A 21,626-nucleotide genomic window follows, 5' to 3' on the forward strand; every position below is an offset into this window, starting at 1 on the left:
GGCCCGGCGGCGGTGCCGGTCCCCGCCCACGATCCGCTGCTCGCCGTGCGCCGCTCACTGTGGCCTGTCGGCGAGCACCTGGTAGCCGCGGTCCTTGGCGAACGGCTGGGTGCTGGGTGCGACGGTGTGGATCGGGGCCGCCCCGGCGAGGGCGAGGTCGATGTACGGCTTGGCGGTCGTCCCCCACGTTCTGGCGAGCACGTCGGTCTTGGCGATCGTGCCGCCGGTCACGCCGTCGACGGTGATGACGAAGCGGCGCTTGAGGTTCGACTGGACCTTGTCGAGGTAGGCGGTGCCGCCACCGGCCAGCTTCCCGGCCGGGTCGCGCAGCAGGGCCGTCACCGCGACGCCGCTCGCCGCCTTGAGGAAGGGATCGAGCACATAGCCGGTGATCAGGTACCCCCCCTCGTGCAGCCGCTCGGTGACGACGTCGGAGATCGGGAACGGCAGGAAGGCCGACGGGATGCGCGGAATGCGGCTCCAGGTCGCCTGGCCGCATTCGATCTTCACCCGGACCGGCTGTCCGCTGACCGTGGTCTGGCCGCTGAACGCCACGGACCTCCCCGGGGGCACCGCGTCCAGCGGCTGCCTCATGTGGACGACCTCCTTGCCCGCGGCGTCCACGGCGGTGATCGTCGCGGTCGCGTTCTCCCCGAAGTGCCAGCGGTTGGCGTTGGTGAGCACGCCCGCCCAGCTCACCACATAGCCGGCACCGGACTTCGCGATGGAGGAGACCTGCTCCTTGAGGACGAGCGGACGGGCATCCGCCTGCTTGTCTTCGCCGCACGCCGTCGGTCCCAGAGCCGCGAGGGCGAGGGCGAGTGCGATCGTCATTCGGCTACGTCGTGTCACTTAGTCGTCATAACCGCTGAAACGGACGGTGCCCTCCCGGACACGCGCAGGCCGTACGGTATCTTTACGGGCTTCCGCCGGGGTTACGACGCCGGCCGCATCGTGCCGCCTATCTCGGGCGGACCACCCGGCGTTCGTCCCAGACCGGCTCCGGCGACTCGTGTACCCGTCCATCCGCACCGAAGACCAGATAACGGTCGAAGTCGGCGGCGAACCATCGATCGTGGGTCACCGCCAGCACCGTGCCGTCGAAGGAGTCCAGGCCCTCCTGCAGCGCCTCGGCGCTGGCCAGGTCGAGGTTGTCGGTCGGCTCGTCGAGCAGCAGCAGCGTGGCTCCGGACAGCTCCAGCAGCAGGATCTGCAGCCTGGCCTGCTGACCTCCCGACAGCGTCTCGAACCGCTGGTCGGCGACCCGTCCGGCCAGTTCGTACCGGGCCAGGGCCTTCATCGCCTCGTTCCTGAGCCGGGCGTGTCCGGTCATGACGATCTCGCAGGGTGTCCGTCCGGACAGCTCGGGACGGGCATGGGTCTGAGCGAAATGCCCGGGAACGACCCGCGCGCCGAGCCGGGCCACGCCGGTGTGCCCGATCTCCTCGCCCGCGAGCAGCCGCAGGAAGTGGGACTTGCCCGATCCGTTGGAGCCGAGCACGGCGACGCGCTCGCCGTACCAGACCTCCAGGTCGAAGGGCTTCATCAACCCGGTCAGCTCCAGGCGTTCGCAGGTCACCGCCCGCTTGCCGGTCCGGCCGCCGCGCAGCCGCATGCTGATGCGCTGGTCCTTCGGCGGGATCTCCGGCGGCCCGGCCTCCTCGAAGCGGCGCAGCCGCGTCTGGGCCGCGTGGTAGGCGGGGGCCATGCCGTCGTTGTAGCTCGCCTTCTGCTTGAGCATGTTCACCAGGCGCTTGAGCTTGGCGTGCTCCTCGTCCCAGCGGCGGCGCAGCTCGTCGAGCCGCTCGTTGCGCTCCCTGCGGGCCTCGGCGTACGTCGCGAAGCCGCCGCCGTGAATCCAGATGTTTCCGGACTCGACGGTGACGATCCGGTCGGCGACGTTCGCGAGGAGCTGCCTGTCATGGGAGACCAGCAGCACGGTCTTCGGCGTCTCCCTGAGGGCCTGTTCGAGCCACAGCTTGCCCGGTACGTCGAGGTAGTTGTCGGGCTCGTCGAGCAGCAGGGTCTGGTCCGGGCCACGGAGCAGGGCCTCCAAGACGAGCCGTTTCTGCTCACCCCCGGACAGCGTGCTCACATCCCGATATTTCACCTTGTCGTACGGCATGCCGAGGGCGGCGACCGTACAGGCGTCCCAGAGCACCTCGGCGTCGTAACCGCCGGCGTCGGTGTAGTCGGTGATCGCCTGGGCGTACCGCATCTGGGTCTTCTCGTCGTCGCGCTCCATCATCGCCAGCTCGACGTCGTGGAGCCGGGCGGCGGCCTCCCTGACCCGCGTGGGCGCCACGCCGAGCAGCAGATCGTGGACCGTGCTGCCGTCGCGGATCCCGCCGATGAACTGACGCATAACGCCGAGACCGCCGGAGCGCGCCACCGAGCCCTCGACCGGCTGGAGATCGCCGGCGATCAGGCGGATCAGGGTCGTCTTGCCCGCTCCGTTGGGGCCGACGAGCGCTGCCTTGACGCCCTCCCCGATCCGGAACGAGACGTCGTCCAGCAGCGGCCTGCCGTCCGGTAGCACGTACGTGAGATGCCCGACCTCGATGTGTCCCACGGTGGTCTCCTCCTGCGCTCCTCGCGCAGGTTATCCAGCGGCCCAGTCCCGCGGCATCTCGTTTTTCACACCAGGAGTGTCATCCGGGTCTGACGCTCGCGCGTGCCCGGCCGTACCGCGCGGCCGTGACACCCGGCGGCCAGGGCCCCGCGAGTGGCGAGCAGGGCTCCGGCGGAGCGGCGTCCGCCGGAGCCCTTTTTCTCAACCGTACGTGACCAGGTCGTGTTCGGTACCGACGCCGAACCGTCCGGCGCCTACCAGGACGACCATGCGCCATCGGGCCGTCGGGCCATCGGCCGGTCGCATCCGCCGGCCGTTACAGTTGAGTTCTTTCTCACCACCCATTGTTGTTGTTGCCGTTGTTGAACCAGGTGTTGTTGCCGAACCCCATGTTGTTGTTCAGCATGGTGTTGTTCCACCAGTTGGTGTTCGAGTTCGTGTTGCCCCGGAACGCGATGGTGGAGACACCGTTGGAAACCGCGAACGCGGACTCGTCGTTGAAGCTGTCGTTGAACGAGTTCTGGTTCCACAGGTTGTTGCTCATCCAGCCCATGTTGCAGTTTCCGAACCCACCGCCGCCGAATCCGCCTCCGAAGCCGCCCCCGAAGCCGCCGCCGCAGCCGAAGCCACCTCCGAAGCCGCCGAAGCCACCCCCGAAGCCGCCCAGGCCGCCACCCCAGGCCGGCACGACGGAGGCGCTGGCCGCGGTGGCACTCGCAGCGAGTGCACCGCCCGTGATCGCGGCCCCCAGCGCCAGTCCGGCGATGATGTTCTTGAATGCGGGCATTACGTGTCCCCCTTGACAGGATTCGATTGCCCTTAATTTTCGGAGGCGTTTCTGTAGCCTCGCAGGAGAAACACCCCCTCAGCCCCCTAACGGACTATTTTCCTGCATCTGCTTGATTGCCGGGACGAACCCACCACAAACCGCCACATAACGGCTTTATCCAGCCTTGTCATTCTATATCCATGATTAAACCAATAAAGTCACGTTTGTCCATTACTGTCCGATTTAGAGATCGGCATACGACGCCCGGTGACGTCCCCGGACGGATCTTCATCAGCGCCTGCTCAGAGCGGGTGCGATACCGTGACCTCGCGCCTATACCGCCGCGATCAATAACCGCTGTTGGCAAGGGTGTTGGCAAGAAGGCCCCTTCCGAATCGGAAGGGGCCTCTGAGCTGGAGCCGCCTAAGGGAATCGAACCCTTGACCTACGCATTACGAGGAGTACGCCACTCGTCCAGGGACGTCCACTGTCGTCATCGTCGCCTGCTCAGAGCGGGTGTACAGCCTCGGAGATCCCACGGCCGTCCGTGGTCGTCCAGAGCTGTTGTTAGCACTCGCGTTAGCAAGATCACGATCCGGTTGCCTGACAGGACGATTGGCTACCTCTGCCCTTGGAGGGTCTCGATGGCCTGGAGTACGTCGGTGACCGTGATCGGCCTGATGGTCGACGCCGGCCAGGTGCCTCGGTCGATCCAGATCGTCCGGAGACCGGCGGCCCGTCCGCCAGGCATGTCGGCGGTGCGGTTGTCGCCGATCACCCATCCACCCTTGGCAAGAGTCTTGCGGAGCGCTTGGCCACGTTCCCGAACAGACCGTGACGATCTTGCCGAATGCCCTCGGCTCCCGGTCGCTGGGTTCCTCCTTGAGGGAGATCTCACCCTGCCGGGCTTGCGATTACGTAACAGAGCATGACCGCATGGTGGAGGTGATCTAAATATTGAGACATGGCCTCGCGGTGGCGTCTGGCGTCAGCACCGGCAGTGGCCGCGGCGGCGGCGCTCGTGGCGGCGTGGGCGGATAACAAACCGCTCGGGACCGTGATATGGGCCGCCGTCGGCGGTGTTGGCGGCGCGTTCGCCCCGACGCTGTGGGAGCACTGGAAACAGATTGCCGAGAACAGGCAGCGCGCCAAGGACACCGCGGAGCCCCTTCTAGACGCGGACCCGGGCAGTGTGGCGTACTTGCTGCATCCGTCGCGGGAGGTGGTTCCGTTCCGAGGCCGGGAGCAGAAGCTTGACGAGCTGCTCGCCTGGTGCGAGGAACCGGGAGCCGGACGGTTGCGGCTACTGGTCGGCCCGGGGGGCGTGGGTAAGTCCCGGCTCGCGGTGGAGCTGGGACATCGTCTCGATCCCTCCTGGGGGTTCGTCGAAGTCCGTGACGACGCCGAAGAGGACGCTCTGTCGAAGTGGCGGGCGGCCGACAGCGGCAAGGTGCTGATGGTCGTGGACTATGCCGAGACCCGCGCCGGCCTGGTGCGCTTGTTACAGGAGGTCGCTGCCGATGAGGGACGGCGGGTGCGAGTGCTGCTGCTGGCCCGCAGCGCCGGGGAATGGTGGCAACGTCTGGGCGGCGAGTCGAGAGGGGTACGGAAGATGATCGCTGATGCCGGCCAAGGCATTCAGCTCACCGAAGAAGACCCCGCTCTCGACCCCGAGCACGACGAGGTGAAGCGCGCAATCCCCTACTTCGCCGCCAAGATCGGGACCGAGCCCCCTCAGCGGGTGAGCGTCGACTTCGGCGACGAACGACCCCGAATCCTGGACTTGCACGCTGCCGCCCTGGTCGCAGTGCTGCGCTCGGCACATACGAGAGGCTCGGAGGTACGGCTGAAGGTCTCCGATGTGCTGGATGAGCTACTTGGCCATGAACGTCGGTACTGGCAGCAAAGCGCGAACGTTTGGGGGATCTTCGGTGGCGGGCACGGGTTGAGTCCGAGGGTGATCGAGCAGGTGGTTGCGGTCGGCACGCTGCTGGGCGCGCGCGACCACGCACAAGCGGTGGAGGTGGTGAAGCGGGTTCCTGGCCGCCCGGCCGTTGTGGATCCGGGCCGTGTCGCGGATTGGCTGCGTGAGCTGTACCCGCCATTAGATGATCACGAGTGGCTGGGGCGATTGCGCCCGGACCGGCTCGCCGAGTTGCACGTCACTCGGGAGCTGGCCGCGGCTCCTGAATTGCTGGACGCCTGCATGGAGAGGGGGGAGGAGCAACAGCGCCGGCAGGCGCTGGTGACACTGGCCCGGGCGGCTCAAGAGCTTGATGCGGCCGGTGATCTGCTGCAACATCTGCTGCCGGTGGTGGTTGGCGAAGTCGGCTCGATACCGGCGTCACGGGACACGCTAGAAGCCTTGTACGCCGCGCTGCCGTACCCGTCGGACACCTGGGCAGAGGCGAACGCTGCACTCGCCCAGCGGCTGCTGGACAGCATCCCGCCCGATGCCGATGTCGGGGAACGTGCAAGCCGGCTGTCCACCCTCGGCATCCATCTCTCGGAGTTGGGCCGCCCGGCCGACGCCCTGCCCGTGACAGAGGAGGCCGTTGCCATCTACCGGGAGCTGGCCGTCATCTACCCCGACCGCTACCGCCCCGACCTCGCCGGCGCACTGAACAACCTCGGCGGCCGGTTCTCAGAGTTGGGCCGCCCGGCCCACGCCCTGCCCGTGACAGAGGAGGCCGTTGCCATCCACCGGGAACTGGCGCAGACCTACCCCGACCGCTACCGCCCCGACCTCGCCGGCTCACTGCACAACCTCGGCACGACGCTCTCGGAGTTGGGCCGCCCGGCCCACGCCCTGCCCGTGACAGAGGAGGCCGTTGCCATCTACCGGGAGCTGGCCGACATCTACCCCGACCGCTACCGCCCCGACCTCGCCGGCGCACTGAACAACCTCGGCACGACGCTCTCGGAGTTGGGCCGCCCGGCCCACGCCCTGCCCGTGACAGAGGAGGCCGTTGCCATCTACCGGGAGCTGGCCGACATCTACCCCGACCGCTACCGCCCCGACCTCGCCCGCTCGCTGTCCAACCTCGGCAACCGGTTCCGGGAACTGGGCCGCCCGGCTGACGCCCTGCCCGTGACAGAGGAGGCCGTTGCCATCTACCGGGAGCTGGCCGACATCTACCCCGACCGCTACCGCCCCGACCTCGCCCGCTCGCTGTCCAACCTCGGCATCTATCTCTCGGAGTTGGGCCGCCCGGCTGACGCCCTGCCCGTGACAGAGGAGGCCGTTGCCATCTACCGGGAACTGGCGCAGACCTACCCCGACCGCTACCGCCCCGACCTCGCCCACTCACTGGCCTCCCTCGGCATCTATCTCTCGGAGTTGGGCCGCCCGGCCGACGCCCTGCCCGTGACAGAGGAGGCCGTTGCCATCTACCGGGAACTGGCCGACATCTACCCCGACCGCTACCGCCCCGACCTCGCCCCCTCGCTGCACAACCTCGGCATCTATCTCTCGGAGTTGGGCCGCCCGGCCGACGCCTTGCTCGTGGAAGAGGAGGCCGTTGCCATCTACCGGGAACTGGCCGACATCTACCCCGACCGCTACCGCCCCTACCTCGCCCACTCACTGGCCTCCCTCGGCAGGACGCTCTCGGAGTTGGGCCGCCCGGCCGACGCCCTGCCCGTGACAGAGGAGGCCGTTGCCATCCACCGGGAACTGGCGGTGACCTATCCCGACCGCTACCGCCCCGGCCTCGCCGGCTCACTGCACAACCTCGGCAGGACGCTCTCGGAGTTGGGCCGCCCGGCCGACGCCCTGCCCGTGACAGAGGAGGCCGTTGCCATCCACCGGGAACTGGCGCAGACCTACCCCGACCGCTACCGCCCCGACCTCGCCCACTCACTGGCCTCCCTCGGCAACCGGTTCTGGGAACTGGGCCGCCTGGCCGACGCCCTGCCCGTGACAGAGGAGGCCGTTGCCATCCACCGGGAACTGGCGCAGACCTACCCCGACCGCTACCGCCCCTACCTCGCCCACTCACTGGCCTCCCTCGGCATCTATCTCTCGGAGTTGGGCCGCCCGGCCGACGCCCTGCCCCTGACAGAGGAGGCCGTCACCATCTACCGGGAGCTGGCTAGACGGAGCCCAGAGCAGTTCCAGGATGCTTACGCGATAACTGCAGCACTTGTTGCACTCCTTGACCACTAATCTGACTACAACCCGTGATTACAGGGGGTCAGTATCGGGAGTCCGTCGACAGCAGCTGAACGGGTTGCCCGTTTTGGTTCGCATGCATGAGGACTTCACTGGCCCTAGCGGTTTTCAAGAGCACTGCGAATCACACCGCTGTGTAGCTACTCACCTTGGCTTACGCTCCCAACTGCCACCCAGCGATAGAAGATCATCCCGCACATATCCCGCGCAGCCTGCGTCGATCGCCCTAGCTAGTCGTCCTCGCCGAAGCCGTGCTGGATGTTCTCCTGCTTGCAGGACGGGCAGACGATGTAGGCGTGTGAGTTGCTGCCATCTTCATAGGGGAGGTAGCTCGTTCCACCCGAGAGCGCCGACTGACACCACCGACAGGTGCGACCGCCGCCGCTCTTGCCACGGTTCGGCGGGTCAACGAGCATGCCGCCTTCATCGAAGTAGACCCGCCACCCAGTGCAACTGTCGTTGTGGCATTCGTACCGGCCCGAAAGCTCTCCTGAATCGGCCCACAAGTCTTCCCCACAGTCGGGACACGACCGCCCCGAGCCGCCGCCGATGCTGCTCAGCAACTTGCCGAAGAAGCCCATGGTTACCCCCTAGACGCCGCTCGTGTGGCGGTTGTCGTCCTTGCATAGGATCTTGCCAGTCGGAGACCTCGATGGACTCCGGATGGGCGCGGGGCGCCGTGGTGACCGGGACCCGTGGGTGTGGTTCATGTTGTCTAAGCTGCACGGACGCAACCTTCAGCTTGTAGAGCCCTCCTAATCATTCCGTGGATGTCCCGCGTTAGTCATCCTGTCGGCGTCAACTCGCGGGCTGGACGCTCAAGCTTTCATGAGTACGGCTCATGTCGTTCTCCCTCACGATGGCCCTCCCTTGCGCCGCTAACTCGGCTCTGCAACTCCCAAGGCCGATGCGTTCTCGGCTCGTGAGACGGCTACACCCCTGTGCCGGGTGGGCTGCTGAGGGCACCCCGATGGAGAGATGACAAACGCGACCCCTGATGATCGTCGGTTGTCTAAGCCAGTCGATCAAGAACAGGGGCCGCGGTCGCGTGCCATCATCCCCGATCGACGTGCTCGTCCGCCACCTGGAGCACGTCACCACCGCCGATCCGCTGACCGATCTACTCGATCTGCCCACCCTGGCCCAGGTCCTTGACACGGTGCCCGACCCGCGCAGCCGCCGCGGACGCCGCTACCGGCTCGCTCCGCTGCTCGCGTTATCCCTGCTCGCCGTGCTCGGCGGCATCCCTGCTCGCCGTGCTCGGCGGCGCAACCTCCCTGGCAAAGATCGCCCGGTTCATCGCCGGATACGACCCAGACCTGCGCGCCCGAGCCGGCTTACCCGGCAACGTACGGCTGGCCGCCAGCACGCTGGGACGACTGCTGGCCCGGCTGGATGGCGATGCCTTCGACACCGCGACCTGCACCTATCTGGCCTCGCTCGCCGACTGCGCCCCGCCCGCCACCTCAGGCGGCCAGCCCTGCGGCCAGACCATGCTCACCGGCCTGGCCGTGGACGGCAAGACCCTGCGCGGCAGCCGCACCCCTGAAAGCACCGTGCACCTGCTGGCCGCCACCCGCCACGACACCCAGACCGTCGTGGCCCAGCGACAGGTCGAGGCCAAGAGCAACGAGATTCCCGCGTTCACGCCCCTGCTGTCCGGGCTGAACCTCACCCACACGGTGGTCACCGCCGATGCCCTGCACACCCAGCACGACCACGCCCGCCACATCGTCACCGCCGGCGGCCACTACCTGTTCATCGTCAAGGGCAACCAGCCCACCCTGCACCGCCGGCTCAAAGCCCTGCCCTGGCGCGAAGCCATCTTGAACGACCGCACCGACGAGACCGGGCACGGCCGCCGCGAGATCCGCCGCATGAAGATCTGCACCACCCGCCCCGGCCTGCCCTTCCCCCACGCCGCCCAGGCCATCCAGGTCAAACGCCGCCGCACCGACCACCGCACCGGCAAGACCACCATCGTCACCGTCTACGCCGTCACCAGCCTGCCGCCCGGCCGCATCACCCACGCCCAGCTCGCCGCGTTGATCCGCGGCCACTGGAGCATCGAAGCCCTGCACCACATCCGCGACGTCACCTACCGCGAGGACGCCTCCAGAGTCCGCACCGGAGCCGCACCCCGCATCATGGCCAGCCTGCGCAACCTGGCCATCGGCCTGGCCCGCCTGATCGGCTGGACCAACATCGCCGCCGCCACCGACCACTACCGCAGCCACCCGGCCGACGGCCTTCAGTTACTCGGTTTCACCATGTGAGAACGCTTCGACCTTGCGAGTGGCGCGGTCAGGGTGACGATTACGTGTTCCGGACGGGATGGGGAGAGCCAATCTATCCCGACACCGTGACCGGGCTCATGCGGGACCTGATCAACTTGTATAACTCGCCAAAGGACGGGGAATCTCCGGCCGAACCGCTGCCGTACGCCAGGCTTCACGACTTGCGGCATATTCACGCAACAACTCTCCTACTCGCTGGCGTCTCCGTACACGTCGTCGCGGCCCGGCTCGGCCACGCCGACCCCGCGATCACGCTCCGGGTCTACGCCCATGTGATCCGCTCCGCCGAAGCTGCCGTCGCCGACATCTTCGCAAGCACTATGGGTATTGACAACGAGCCGTGATAGATAATGGGGCAGCAGTGATCCACATACGATCAAAATAGGGGCCTCATGTACCAGCAGTTATGGGCGGAGTCCGTCAAGGCGATTCCCAACCTGCTGATCACACTTGTGATCTTGTTCCCCGGCTGGGGCGTGGGCAATCGCATCACGGCCCGATGGGACGAGCACAAGAAGCGCCGAGAGCTGGATTTACAGGCTCTCGGCGCTTTTTATTCCGTGTACGGCCAGTTCACTGCGGTGTGGAAGCTGTGGGGTGGGGTCTTTACTGAGGCCGCCGAGGACGGCGATATCCGACGCGAAGTGTTGGAGCTGGCCGTACAAGCAGAGGGAGAACTTGAGTCGCTTCTGGTGCGGATCTCCTCTGAACGTGCTCTATCAGACCTCGAATGCACAGTGTTGGCCTGCTTCCGTCAAGCCTTCCAGTCGCTTCGCAAGTCCATCACGGCGAAGGATCCCCTGCGTTCCCGTGTCCGGGATGCCGATACGGGGCAGCTTGTCAAGATCTACTGGGCTAGCTCGGCCTCTGCGCCCTACCTTGCGTTCAAGGCGCTGTCTGGACGCGTCGCGGGGCTGCTCTCAGAAAGTTCATTGGCCGGCAAGCCAAGGAATCCTCACCTGGCGCTCTTAAAGATCACGGATAACCGTTGGGAACGCATCTGGGTACAGGAGACGTTCAAAGCCCTCGACATGCAGCACCTCTCGCCGCCGACCATGTCATGAGCCTGTTAGCAAGAGTGTTAGCAAAGAGGCCCCTTCCGAATCGGAAGGGGCCTGTGAGCTGGAGCCGCCTAAGGGAATCGAACCCTTGACCTACGCATTACGAGTGCGTCGCTCTGGCCGACTGAGCTAAGGCGGCGATGCCGTAAGACGGCGTGGCCCAGTCTACAGGTTCGCAGGGGTCCTCGCGCACGGCTTGGAGACGGCGCGGGTACGGCTATCCGGCCTTCGGACAGATCGTGCCGGAGGCGGGCACCCGCAGCGAAATCAGGTAGTCGTCCACGGCCTGGTCGACGCACTTCGACCCGGTGGAGTAGGCCGTGTGCCCGTCACCGTCATACCCGAGCAGCACGCCGGAGGACAGCTCCGACGCCAGTCCCCGCGCCCATTCGTACGGCGTGGCCGGGTCGCGCAACGTGCCGACCACGAGGATGGGCGGCGCGCCCTCTGCCTTGATCGGCTTGTCCTCGCTCTTGGCCGGAACCGGCCAGTACGCACAGGGCAGCGAGCCCCACACCGCGAAGCTGCCGAAACGCGGGGACGCCTTGACCGCCTCGGCGGCGGCCCTCCGGAAGGCCGCCATGTCCTTCGGGTACGGATGATCCAGGCAGTTGACCGCCAGGTTGGCCTCGGTCTGGTTCGAGTACGACCCGTCGGGGTTGCGGTCGACCAGGAGGTCGGCCATGCGCAGCAGGTCCGTCCCGTTCCCCTCCTTGAGGGCACGGCCCAGGGCCCGGCGCAGCAACGGCCACGCCTCGCGTTCGTACAGCGGGGTGATTATGCCGGTGATCGTCCACGACTCGTTGATCGCGCGGCCGTCCGCGAGGTCGTTCTTCAGCGGTTTCCGGTCGGCCCGCTTCAGCAGGTCGGTGATCTCCTGCAGCGCGCCGTCGACCGTACGGCGGGTGAAGGGACAGGCGGCGTCCTTGACGCAGTCCTCGACGAACGCCTGCAGCGCGACCTCGAAGCCCTTGGCCTGGACGAGCTCGGACTTCAGCGTCGGGACGGCCGGATCGACGGCCCCGTCCAGGGCCAGGGCACGCACCCGCCTGGGGAACAGACCCGCGTAGACGGCGCCGAGATAGGTGCCGTACGACTTGCCGAGATAGGTGAGGCCGGAGTCGCCCAGGACCGCGCGCAGCACGTCCATGTCCCTGGCCGCGTCAGGTGTGCCGACGAACGGGAGCAGCCGGCGTGACCGCCCCGCCCCGCACCGTTCCGCGACGGCTTTCGAGCCGGTCTCCAGCGCGGTGGCCTCGTCGGGGGTGTCGGGGCTGGTGTCCAGGGCCATGTAGGCGTCGAGCTCCCTGTTCGACATGCACCGGACCGGGGCCGACTCCCCGACGCCGCGCGGGTCGAAGCCGACGATGTCGAACCTGGCGCGTATCCCGTCGGTGAACTGGGTGCCGGCCATGCGGGTGTAGTCGACCCCCGAGCCGCCGGGACCGCCGGGATTGATGACCAGCGAGCCCATCCGCTCACCCGAGGCGGGCAACCGGATCACGCTCAGCTCGATCCGCTCGCCGGACGGGTCGGCGTAGTCGAGCGGCACCTTGATCCGGGCGCACTCGAACCCTCCGCCGCAGTCGCGCCACGCCGCTCGCTGGCCGTAGAACGGCCGCAACCCGGGGGTGGGCGGCTCGGCCGCGGCGTTCTGGCCGGTCGTCCGAGCCGGCTCCGGCGGGCCGCCGTCTCCGCGGGCGACGGCGGCGCAACCGGCCAGGAGCAGAGCCGAGGCGGCGGCCGCGGCCACGGCGCGGTGGATCACGCAGCGCTCACCGCGTGTTCCCGGCCGGGACGACGCGGGCCCGGGAGAGCGCCGGGCACCCGGCGACCATCCGTCCGCGTCGCCAGCGCCGCCCCTGTCGTCTGTCCGGCCCATGATTCCCCGCTTCCACATCGACAACGGCGGCGAACATCGAGCCGATCCGCCGGCCGCCGTCTTCTCCGCCGCCGACCAGCATGCCGTCAACCGAAAGCGGGAGTCAGCCGGAAACGTTCTTGCGGCTCCAGCTCTTTTCCCGGCAGGACGCTCTAGGCTTCCGCGCCGCCCGCCTTGCCGTACATCTCGTCGTGTTGCTTACGGGGAGAGCAGACGGAGGCGGACGGGCAGGCGCATCGGCGGCCGCCGTCGTTCAGGCGGACGATCACCGAGTCGCCCGGCACGTTGTGGCCGACCACGGTGCCGGAGCCCTCCGGGGTGTCGACGGCCGTCCCCGTACGCGGCGCGGAGGCACGGAACTCCTGGTAGAGCGGGTGCTCGTACTTCAGGCAGCACATGAGGCGCCCGCACGCGCCGGCGATCCTGAGCGGGTTCACCGGCAGGTCCTGGTCCTTCGCCATGCGGACCGAGACCGGCTCGAAGTCCTTGAGGAACGTCGCACAGCACAGATCGCGCCCGCACGGCCCGATGCCGCCCTGCAGCCTGGCCTCGTCTCGCGGCCCGATCTGCCGCAGCTCGACCCGGGCCCGGAGGTTCCTGGCCAGGTCCCTGACCAGGGCGCGGAAGTCGACCCGGTGCGGCGCCGAGAAATAGACGGTGAAGACGTTGTCGGCGTCCAGGTAGTCGACCCCGACGACCTTCATCGGCAGGTCGTGCCGCTTGATGAGACGCTTCGACACGCTGCGCGCCTCCGCCCTGCGGCGGCGGTTGCTCTCGTCACGGGTCAGGTGCTCGTCCGCCGCCAGGCCCTGACAGACCGGCAGGCCGCCGACGTCCTCGCTGACGTACTGCGGGGCCCACACGCACTCGGCCACCTCTGGGCCGGAGTCGGTGGGCACCAGCACCTTGTCCCCCACCTTCGGGGAGTGTCCGCCGGGATCGAGGTAGTAGAGCCGTCCGTAACGAGTGAAGCTCACGGCCATGATCATGCCCAAGAGCCCGGCCCTCCTCCGATCCCGGTGCGGCTTACGCTTCACCCCACGATACGCGCCGAAGCAAAGGGTCGGTCACGGCACGGCGACGGGCCGCCCGATCCAGGGTCATCCGACACCGGGTGATCGCAGGGCGAGGGTCATCGCCTCCACCGCGATCTGGGGGTTGACGTTCGCGGCGAGCCGTTCCCGGCACCTCATGACGGCCCGGGTGCGGCGCAGCGTGTCCTCGGGCGAGGAGCCGCGCGCCAGCGCCTCGATCTCCCGCCTGCGGTCCTCGTTCGTCAACTCGACGCCGGCACCGAACTGTACGGCGAGCACATCGCGGTAGAACGCCGTCAGATCGAGCAGGGCGAGGTCCAGGGAGTCGCGCTTGATCCTGGTCGCCCGGGACTTCTGCAGCGTCTCCAGCTCCTTCAGCGCCCCGGCGCCGCCGCGTACCAGACCCCTGTTGAGCCCCCTGCCGGACGAGCCCTCGCCGTACACCTTGCGCAGTTCGGCCGTCTCGGTCTCGTTGAGCTCGGCCGTGGCCGCGTCGGCGTCCTCGGCCGAGGTCTTGACCAGGCGCTCCGCCGCGGCCACACAGTCTCCCACGCCGCCCAGGGAGCCGGGGATCGACAACACGTCGGCGCGGCGTCGCCGTACGTCCTCGTCGAGGGCGAGCCTGCGCGCCCGGCCGATGTGGCCCTGCGCGGCCCGGGCGGCGAGCAGCGCCATGTCGGGCGGGACGCCGTCGCGCTCGGTCAGCGTCCGCGCGACCGCCTCCGTCGGAGGGGTCCGCAGGGTCACCACGCGGCAGCGTGACCTGATCGTTATGATCATGTCGTCCGGCGAGGGCGCGCACAGCAGCCACACGGTCCGCGCCGGCGGCTCCTCGATCGCCTTCAGCAGCGCGTTGGCCGCCGCCTCTGTCACCCGGTCGGCGTCCTCGAACAGGACGATCCGCCACTTGCCGAGCGTCGGCGCCCCCGCCGCCTTGAGCACCAGGTCACGGGTCTGCCGGACGCTGTACGACAGCCCCTCGGGGCGCACCCGGGTCAGGTCGGGATGCGAGCCGACCCCCACCAGATGGCAGGCCTCACAGTGGCCGCACCCCCGGTCCCCCGCAGGCCCTCCCGGCCCGTCGCAGAGCAGGGCGGCGGCGAAGGCCCGGGCCGCGCTCGATCTGCCCGATCCCGGGGGCCCGGTGAACAGCCAGGCGTGTGTCATGCCCGTGCCGCGACCACCGGCGACCGTCTCCGCCGCCGCAGCGGCCGCCCTCCTGAGCACCCCGATCGCCTGGTCCTGTCCCACCAGATCAGCGAACACTCCGCCCAATTTCGACACTTCCTAGTCGCGAATGGCGGGCATCGTGCCGGTGGTGGCCTCCGCCTCCTGCGGCACGGGGTCGGGCAGGATCTCACGGACGCGGTCCTGGATGAGGCGGGAGATCTCCCGCTGCGGCAGCGTGCCGTCGACGACCAGGTAGCGGTCGGGATCGGCCGCCGCCAGGGCGCGGAACTCCCGCCGGACCCGCTCGTGGAAGTCCATCGGCTCGGCCTCGATCCGGTCGGCGGGGGATGCCATGCGGCGGAGCCCGACCGATGGCGGCACGTCGACGAGCACGGTCAGGTCGGGCACGAGCCCGCCCGTCGCCCAGGTGTTGATCCTCACGACGTCGTCCGGGTCGAGCGCCCGGCCCGCGCCCTGGTATGCCAGGGACGAGTCGACGTACCGGTCCGAGATGACGGTGGTGCCCCGCAGCAGCGCGGGCCGGATGACCTTCTCCACGTGTTCTGCCCGGTCCGCGGCGTAGAGCATCGCCTCGGCCCGGGCGGACAGGCCCTGGTGGGCGGCGTCGAGCAGGATCGCCCGCAGCCGCATGCCGACCTTGGTCGCCCCCGGCTCGCGCGTCTGCACGACGTCGAAGCCCTGGTCGCGCAGCCAGATGGCGAGCAGCCGCGACTGCGTGGTCTTACCCGAGCCGTCTCCGCCCTCGAAGGCCACGAACAGACCGGTCGTCTCGGTCGCGGCCGTCGCCTCCGGTGCGTACCTCTCGCCGCGCAGCGCGGCCAGCAGGTCCGCGCGCAGGGGGACGCCGCGCCGGTCGTCCAGCCGCTTGAGCACGCGGAGCCCGACGACGACCACCAGCAGCGCGGCCACGAGCAGCACCACGTTGGCACCGTCGAACCGGTAGCCGAGCCCCCCGTCCGCTCCGGCGCCGACGGACACCGGGTGGCCGCCGACGACCGCGGCCAGCGCGCCGGCGACGGCGAGCACGAGCAGCAGCACGACGCGGCCGAGCGACTGAAGGAACGACGTCGTACGGCTGTGCCGGACGTCTGACCCGTCCCCGACCTCCAGGTCGAGCGCCGGATAGCCGATGATCCACGCCACACCGGCGCATGCGCCGATGACCGCGGCCAGCGCGACGACGATCACCAGGTTCTGGATCAGCGCGGCAGCGGCCGACGTCAGGCCCGCCACGACGATCGCCAGCCCGAACAGGCGGCGGCGCGACAGCCCGGGAAGCAGCCGCGGCCCGAAGACCATGCCGTATCCGACGCCGAGGAAGAGCGCGCAGAACACCGCTCCGTAGCCCGCGTCGCCGCCGTGCAGCGCCTGGACGTACGGCCTGGCGACGCCGACCATCACGGCTCCGGCCGCGAGCGTCGCCATTATGCCGGTGACCATCGCGCGCGCCGCAGGAACGCGGCCGATGCGGCGCCGGCCGTCCGCGATCAGCCGGAACACCGACGGCGTCGGCACGTGCCGGACGCGGTCACCGGGAACGGTCCGCAGCGTGAAGATCAGAATGCCGGCGACGAGATAGGCAAGGGCGCCGCCGCCGAGCGCGATGTCGGTGGCACGCAGCGACGTCGTCCGCGCCGCCGTCGCGATCACACCGACCACCGCGGACACGACGGCGAACAGCGCCGCCGCGATCGGGGCCGTGCCGTACACCGCGAGGAGATTGAGCCGATCGGCCTCCCCCGCGTGCTCCTTCGGCACGATGCCGGACAGGGTCGCGTCCTTGGCCGGCCCCCAGAAGAGGTTCACGCACTCGATCAGGACGGTCGCGATGACCAGCCACTGGTAGCCGCCGACGAACGGGACCGTCAGCACCACGACGAACCTGAGCAGATCGGCCATGGCCATCGTCGCCCGGTGGTCGAATCGCCCGGCCAGCGCCCCGGCGAGGGGGCCGAGCAAGATCGACGGCAGCAACTTGGCGGCGAAGACGCCGCCGACGGCGAGGCTCTGCGCCTGATAGCCGGACCCGGCGGTGAGATTACCCGCCAGGGCCGTCAGCGCGATGATGTTGAGCCAGTCACCGAGGCCGTGGACCGACATGGCCGTCCACAGCCTGCGATACGGCACGTTCGCCAGCATGTGCGGCGTCTTGCGTCGCGCTCCGGGCCGGCCAGGGGTGCTCATGATGTCAGCGTATCCAGGTGCTCGCTGGGCTTGGGAAACGATGGAGCGGACCGATTTGCCCCGACCGCTCGTCGCCTGAGGGTATTACTTTCGCCGTCGCCGCGCAGGCCGGTCACGGCATCAGTTCGAGCAGCGTGATCTCGGGCGGGGCGCCCACCCGGACGGGTGGTCCCCAGAAGCCGGCGCCGCGGGTGACGTAGACCCGGGTGACGTCGGGCCCGGTCCCGGGGGCGCCGGCGGACGCGGTCGCGCGGGGGATCTCGGCCAGACCGGCGACCACCGGCTGTTGCAGCGGCACGAGCAGGTTGAACGGCACCATCTGCCCGCCGTGAGTGTGCCCGGAGAGCTGCAGATCGACGCCGTATCCGGCGGCCTGCTCCACCTGCAGCGGCTGATGCGCGAGCAGCACGACGGGACGCGCCTGATCCCGGCCGGATAGGGCCTTCGCCATGTCGGGTCCGTCTCCCATCGCCTGGCCGGTCAGGTCGTTCACCCCGGCGAGATCGAGTACGGCTCCCGCATGGCTGATCTCCACCCGCTCGTTGCGCAGCGACCGCACGCCGAGGGAGTCGAGCTCGTCGATCCACTCCTGCGGGCCGTTGACCGTGTAGTACTCATGGTTGCCGGTCACGAAATATGCCCCGTAGCGGGACTCCAGGGACCTCAGCGGGGTGGCCAGCGGACCCAGCTCGGCCACCGTGCCGTCGACCAGGTCCCCGACGATCGCGACGACATCGGCCTGGAGGCCGTTGATCATGCGGACGATGCGCTCCGTGTGCCCGCGGCCCGTCAGCGGCCCGAGGTGGATGTCGCTGACCACGGCGAAGCGCAACCCGCTCATCCTGGGGTCCAGCCGGGACAGACGCACCGGGACCCGCTCGATCACCGGATCGCCCTGGGCGACACGCGTGCCGTACCCGACGGTGGCCAGGGCTCCGACGCCCACGGCCGCGGCGGCCGTACGAGAGATGAACAGCCGCCGGCCGATCGCCGCCTCGTCCGGGCCGGGCCGGCGATCGGCCGGGTCGGCGAGGCCGTCCTCGGCGTCGCCCCCGGGCCTGGTCTCCACGGCGACCGTGGTCTCGACGGCGGTCGTCGCCGAGGCGCCGACCGGGTCGGCCGCGCTCATCGTGCCTGTCGCGGGGGCGGGCGTGGACGAGGGCTCCGCGGCCGTACGCCGGACCGGACGAGCCCGCCGGGCGGCCAGCAGGGCGATCGCCCGGGGGATCTCCAGCGCCAGCGAGTACACGAACAGGTAGAACATGACGGCCAGCCACAGGTAACCCGGCCACGCCAGGACGTGTGCGGCGTCCCCACCGAGGAACCGGGAGCCCCCGAAGGTCAGCGGCAGCAGGGCGGCGAGCGCGACCAGTACCCAGGTCAGCAGGCGGCGGGCGCTCGACCCTGGGACCGTCGTCGGCCTGACAAGCCGTCGCCACAGGTAATAGTGCACGACCACCACGGTCACCATGATCGTGACCAGAAAACCCACCGTGATCTCCCCTCGGCCGCTGGGGAAGATGTTACGAGGCCCGAGTCCCCGCCGCGCGCGCCGTACGGCTGGGCGGGCGGGGCCGCGACGCCGGCGTCACACCGGCCGGCGGGACGTCAGGACTTCGCCGCGGGTTTCTTCGCCGCCGGCTTGGCCCGGGTCGTCGTGGCGCGCTTGCGCTGCGCCGGGGCGCGTTCCCGCCGCTCGGCCAGCAACTCGGCCGCGCGTTCGATCGTGATGTCCTCGACCGTGTCGCCCTTGCGGAGGGACGCGTTCGTCTCGCCGTCGGTGACGTACGGACCGAACCGGCCCTCCTTCACCACGACCGGCTTCTTCGAGTTCGGGTCCTCGCCCAGCTCGCGCAGCGGCGGCGCGGCCGCGGCCCGGCCCCGCCCGCGTGCCTTCGGCTGCGCGAACAGCTCTTTGGCCTGCTCGACCGTGATCGTGAGCAGGTCTTCCTCGGCGGTGAGCGACCGGGAGTCGGTCCCCTTCTTGATGTACGGCCCGAACTTGCCGTTGTGCGCGGTCACCTCCTCGCCGTCGATCTCTCCCACGACACGCGGCAGCCGCAGCAGCTCCAGCGCCTGCTCCAGCGTGATCGTGTCCAGCGACATCGACTTGAAAAGCGAGCTGGTGCGCGGCTTGGGGGCGTCCGCCTTCTTCGTCCGCTTCTTGCCCTCGGCCGCCGGAGTCTGCTCCTCGGGCAGGATCTCCGTGACGTACGGACCGAACCGCCCGTCCTTCGCCACGATCACGTGGCCGGTCACCGGATCCTTCCCGAGCTCGCGGTCGCCGCTGGGCCGGGAGAACAGCTCCTCGGCCTTCTCCGCGGTCAGCTCGTCAGGCGCCATGTCCTCGGGAATGTTCACCCGGGCGCCGTCGCGGTCGAGGTACGGCCCGTAGCGCCCGACCCTGATCATGATGTCGGAGCCCTTGATCGGGAATGAGCTGATCTCCTTGGCGTCGATCTCGCCCAGGTCGGTGACCATCTCCTTGAGGCCCTCGCCGCCGTCCTGGCCGTAGTAGAACCGGCGCAGCTCCGGCACCCGCTCGGCCCGGTCGTTGGCGATGTCGTCGAGGACCTTCTCCATCTCGGCGGTGAAGTCGTAGTCGACGAGGTTGCCGAAGTGCTGTTCCAGCAGGTTGACGACGGCGAAAGCGAGGAACGAGGGCACCAGCGCGGTGCCCTTCTTGGTCACATACCCCCGGTCGAGGATCGTCCCGATGATCGACGCGTACGTCGACGGGCGGCCGATCTCCCGCTCCTCCAGCTCCTTGACGAGCGAGGCCTCCGTGTAGCGCGCCGGCGGCTTCGTCGAGTGACCGACCGCGGTCAGGTCGGCCGCCATGAGCCGATCGCCCTCGGCGAGCGTGGGCAGCCGCTTCTCCGAGTCGTCACGGTCGGTCGCCGGGTCGTCCGCGCCCTCGACGTACGCCTTGAGGAATCCGTAGAACGTGATCGTGCGCCCGCTCGCGCTGAACTGTGCCGTCAGGGTCTCCGGCCCGGCCGTGACGACGCCGTCGACCTTCACGGTCACCGACTCGCCGACCGCGTCCTTCATCTGGGACGCGACGGTCCGCTGCCAGATCAGTTCGTACAGCCGGAACATGTCCCCGCTCAGGCCGGTCTCGCCGGGCGTACGGAACTCCTCACCGGCCGGGCGGATCGCCTCGTGCGCCTCCTGCGCGTTCTTCACCTTGCTCGCGTAGACGCGCGGCTTGTCCGGCACGTACGCCGAGCCGTACAGCTTGATGGCCTGGCCGCGGGCGGCGGCGACGGCGGTCTCCGACAGCGTGATGCTGTCGGTTCGCATGTAGGTGATGTAGCCGTTCTCGTACAGCCGCTGGGCGATCTGCATCGTGTACTTGGCGGAGAAGCCCAGCTTGCGGCTCGCCTCCTGCTGCAGGGTCGTCGTACGGAACGGCGCGTACGGCTTGCGGGTGTACGGCTTGCGCTCGACGGATCCGACGGAGTAGGCGGCGGCGCCGAGCCTGGCCGCGAGCTCGGTGGCGGCGGCCTCGTCGAGGTGAAGGAGATCGGCGTTCTTGAGTCTGCCGGTCGAGGCGAAGTCGCGGCCCTGGGCGACGCGCCTGCCGTTCACCCCGGTGAGCGCGGCGCCGAACGTCCTCGGGTCGTCCTTCGCGCGGCCGGTGTCGAACACGGCCTGCAGGTCCCAGTAGTTGGCGGCGGTGAACGCCATCCGCTCCCGCTCGCGCTCGACGACGAGACGGGTGGCCACCGACTGCACGCGGCCGGCCGACAGCCGCGGCTTGACCTTCTTCCACAGGACCGGGCTGACCTCGTATCCGTAGAGGCGGTCGAGGATCCGGCGGGTCTCCTGGGCATCGACGAGCCGCAGGTTCAGGTCACGCGGGTTGGCGACCGCCGCCCGGATCGCGTGCGGGGTGATCTCGTGGAAGACCATGCGGTGGACCGGGATCTTGGGCTTGAGCACCTCGCGCAGATGCCAGGCGATGGCCTCGCCCTCCCGGTCCTCGTCAGTGGCCAGATAGAGCTCGTCGGCCTCCTTGAGGAGCTGCTTGAGCTTGGAGACCTGGGACTTCTTGTCCGGATTCACGACGTAGAGGGGCTCGAACTCGTGATCGACGTTCACGCCGAGGCGTGCCCAGGCTTCCTGCTTGTACTTCTCCGGGATGTCGTCGGCCCGCTCCGGAAGATCGCGGATGTGGCCGATGCTCGACTCCACGATGTAGCCGCGCCCGAGGTACCCGGCGATCGTCTTCGCCTTCGCCGGCGACTCGACGATCACCAGGCGGGTTCCGCCGGCGTTGCCGTTGTTGGCTGGCACGCTGCTTCCTACCTCGCTGTCCGCTGTCGTTCCCCGTACTCCCGGGTGCTTCCCGGCTAGGTGATACCACGTCCTCCCGGCTCGGCATCGGTCCGCCTGGACAAGTCCGGGGCGGTCCCGTCGCCCCGGAGGGCCATTTTGAAGGTACCTGCCGCCGCAA

15 protein-coding genes and 1 tRNA gene are annotated in these 21,626 nt (G+C 68.9%); 4 read left to right on the forward strand and 12 right to left on the reverse strand.

Annotation, left to right across the window (positions count from 1 at the left end):
- Positions 1–54: 54 nt before the first annotated feature.
- The 4 genes from ACQP1K_RS26980 to ACQP1K_RS26995 all read right to left on the reverse strand — a co-directional run bounded on the left by ACQP1K_RS26980 (position 55) and on the right by ACQP1K_RS26995 (position 4,119).
- Positions 55–834 (reverse strand): hypothetical protein, encoded by a 780-nt coding sequence (locus ACQP1K_RS26980; RefSeq protein WP_433498490.1) that lies wholly within the window; start codon positions 832–834, stop codon positions 55–57.
- Between the two features lie 127 nt (positions 835–961).
- A complete protein-coding gene (locus tag ACQP1K_RS26985) occupies positions 962–2,572 on the reverse strand; it encodes an ABC-F family ATP-binding cassette domain-containing protein (RefSeq protein ID WP_433498491.1) in 1,611 nt (536 codons plus the stop codon).
- 334 nt (positions 2,573–2,906) lie between these two features.
- Entirely contained in the window at positions 2,907–3,359 is a 453-nt protein-coding gene (locus ACQP1K_RS26990; protein WP_433498492.1) for a hypothetical protein, read from the reverse strand.
- A gap of 601 nt (positions 3,360–3,960) precedes the next feature.
- Positions 3,961–4,119, reverse strand: a complete 159-nt coding sequence (locus tag ACQP1K_RS26995; RefSeq protein WP_433498493.1) for an HAD hydrolase-like protein — start codon at positions 4,117–4,119, stop codon at positions 3,961–3,963.
- 186 nt (positions 4,120–4,305) lie between these two features.
- Here ACQP1K_RS26995 and ACQP1K_RS27000 point away from each other — a divergent pair, with 186 nt between their 5' ends.
- Complete coding sequence (locus ACQP1K_RS27000; RefSeq protein ID WP_433498494.1) at positions 4,306–7,509, forward strand: tetratricopeptide repeat protein; 3,204 nt, start codon at positions 4,306–4,308, stop codon at positions 7,507–7,509.
- A gap of 236 nt (positions 7,510–7,745) precedes the next feature.
- On the opposite strand, the gene ACQP1K_RS27005 is transcribed toward ACQP1K_RS27000, so the two are convergent.
- A complete protein-coding gene (locus tag ACQP1K_RS27005) occupies positions 7,746–8,096 on the reverse strand; it encodes a hypothetical protein (RefSeq protein WP_433498495.1) in 351 nt (116 codons plus the stop codon).
- 570 nt (positions 8,097–8,666) lie between these two features.
- On the opposite strand from ACQP1K_RS27005, the gene ACQP1K_RS27010 reads away from it, so the two are divergent.
- The 3 genes from ACQP1K_RS27010 to ACQP1K_RS27020 are packed head-to-tail and all read left to right on the forward strand — an operon-like array spanning position 8,667 to position 10,876.
- Complete coding sequence (locus ACQP1K_RS27010; RefSeq protein WP_433498496.1) at positions 8,667–9,791, forward strand: ISAs1 family transposase; 1,125 nt, start codon at positions 8,667–8,669, stop codon at positions 9,789–9,791.
- The gene (locus tag ACQP1K_RS27015; RefSeq protein WP_433498497.1) at positions 9,788–10,156 is read left to right on the forward strand and encodes a tyrosine-type recombinase/integrase; all 369 of its coding nucleotides are present in this window, start codon (positions 9,788–9,790) and stop codon (positions 10,154–10,156) included. The genes ACQP1K_RS27010 and ACQP1K_RS27015 overlap by 4 nt, the downstream gene beginning before the upstream one ends.
- A gap of 48 nt (positions 10,157–10,204) precedes the next feature.
- The gene (locus ACQP1K_RS27020; protein WP_433498498.1) at positions 10,205–10,876 is read left to right on the forward strand and encodes a hypothetical protein; all 672 of its coding nucleotides are present in this window, start codon (positions 10,205–10,207) and stop codon (positions 10,874–10,876) included.
- A 59-nt stretch (positions 10,877–10,935) separates the two neighbouring features.
- Here the strand turns inward: ACQP1K_RS27020 and ACQP1K_RS27025 are convergent.
- The 7 genes from ACQP1K_RS27025 to topA form a co-directional block, all read right to left on the reverse strand.
- Positions 10,936–11,012, reverse strand: a tRNA-Thr gene (locus tag ACQP1K_RS27025).
- A 78-nt stretch (positions 11,013–11,090) separates the two neighbouring features.
- A complete protein-coding gene (locus tag ACQP1K_RS27030) occupies positions 11,091–12,641 on the reverse strand; it encodes an alpha/beta hydrolase (protein ID WP_433498499.1) in 1,551 nt (516 codons plus the stop codon).
- Positions 12,642–12,907: 266 nt separating this feature from the next.
- On the reverse strand, positions 12,908–13,744 hold the full coding sequence (locus ACQP1K_RS27035) for a PSP1 domain-containing protein (protein WP_433501655.1): 837 nt from the start codon (positions 13,742–13,744) through the stop codon (positions 12,908–12,910).
- Positions 13,745–13,855: 111 nt separating this feature from the next.
- Positions 13,856–15,055, reverse strand: coding sequence for a DNA polymerase III subunit delta' (locus tag ACQP1K_RS27040; protein WP_433498500.1), 1,200 nt, complete (start codon positions 15,053–15,055; stop codon positions 13,856–13,858).
- Positions 15,056–15,076: 21 nt separating this feature from the next.
- A complete protein-coding gene (tmk, locus tag ACQP1K_RS27045) occupies positions 15,077–17,164 on the reverse strand; it encodes a dTMP kinase (protein WP_433498501.1) in 2,088 nt (695 codons plus the stop codon).
- A 112-nt stretch (positions 17,165–17,276) separates the two neighbouring features.
- Positions 17,277–18,656, reverse strand: a complete 1,380-nt coding sequence (locus ACQP1K_RS27050; RefSeq protein WP_433498502.1) for a metallophosphoesterase — start codon at positions 18,654–18,656, stop codon at positions 17,277–17,279.
- 116 nt (positions 18,657–18,772) lie between these two features.
- Entirely contained in the window at positions 18,773–21,466 is a 2,694-nt protein-coding gene (topA, locus tag ACQP1K_RS27055; RefSeq protein WP_433498503.1) for a type I DNA topoisomerase, read from the reverse strand.
- Between the last annotated feature and the right edge of the window lie 160 nt (positions 21,467–21,626).

This window comes from Sphaerimonospora sp. CA-214678 (genome assembly GCF_050942215.1).
Lineage (GTDB): Bacteria > Actinomycetota > Actinomycetes > Streptosporangiales > Streptosporangiaceae > Sphaerimonospora.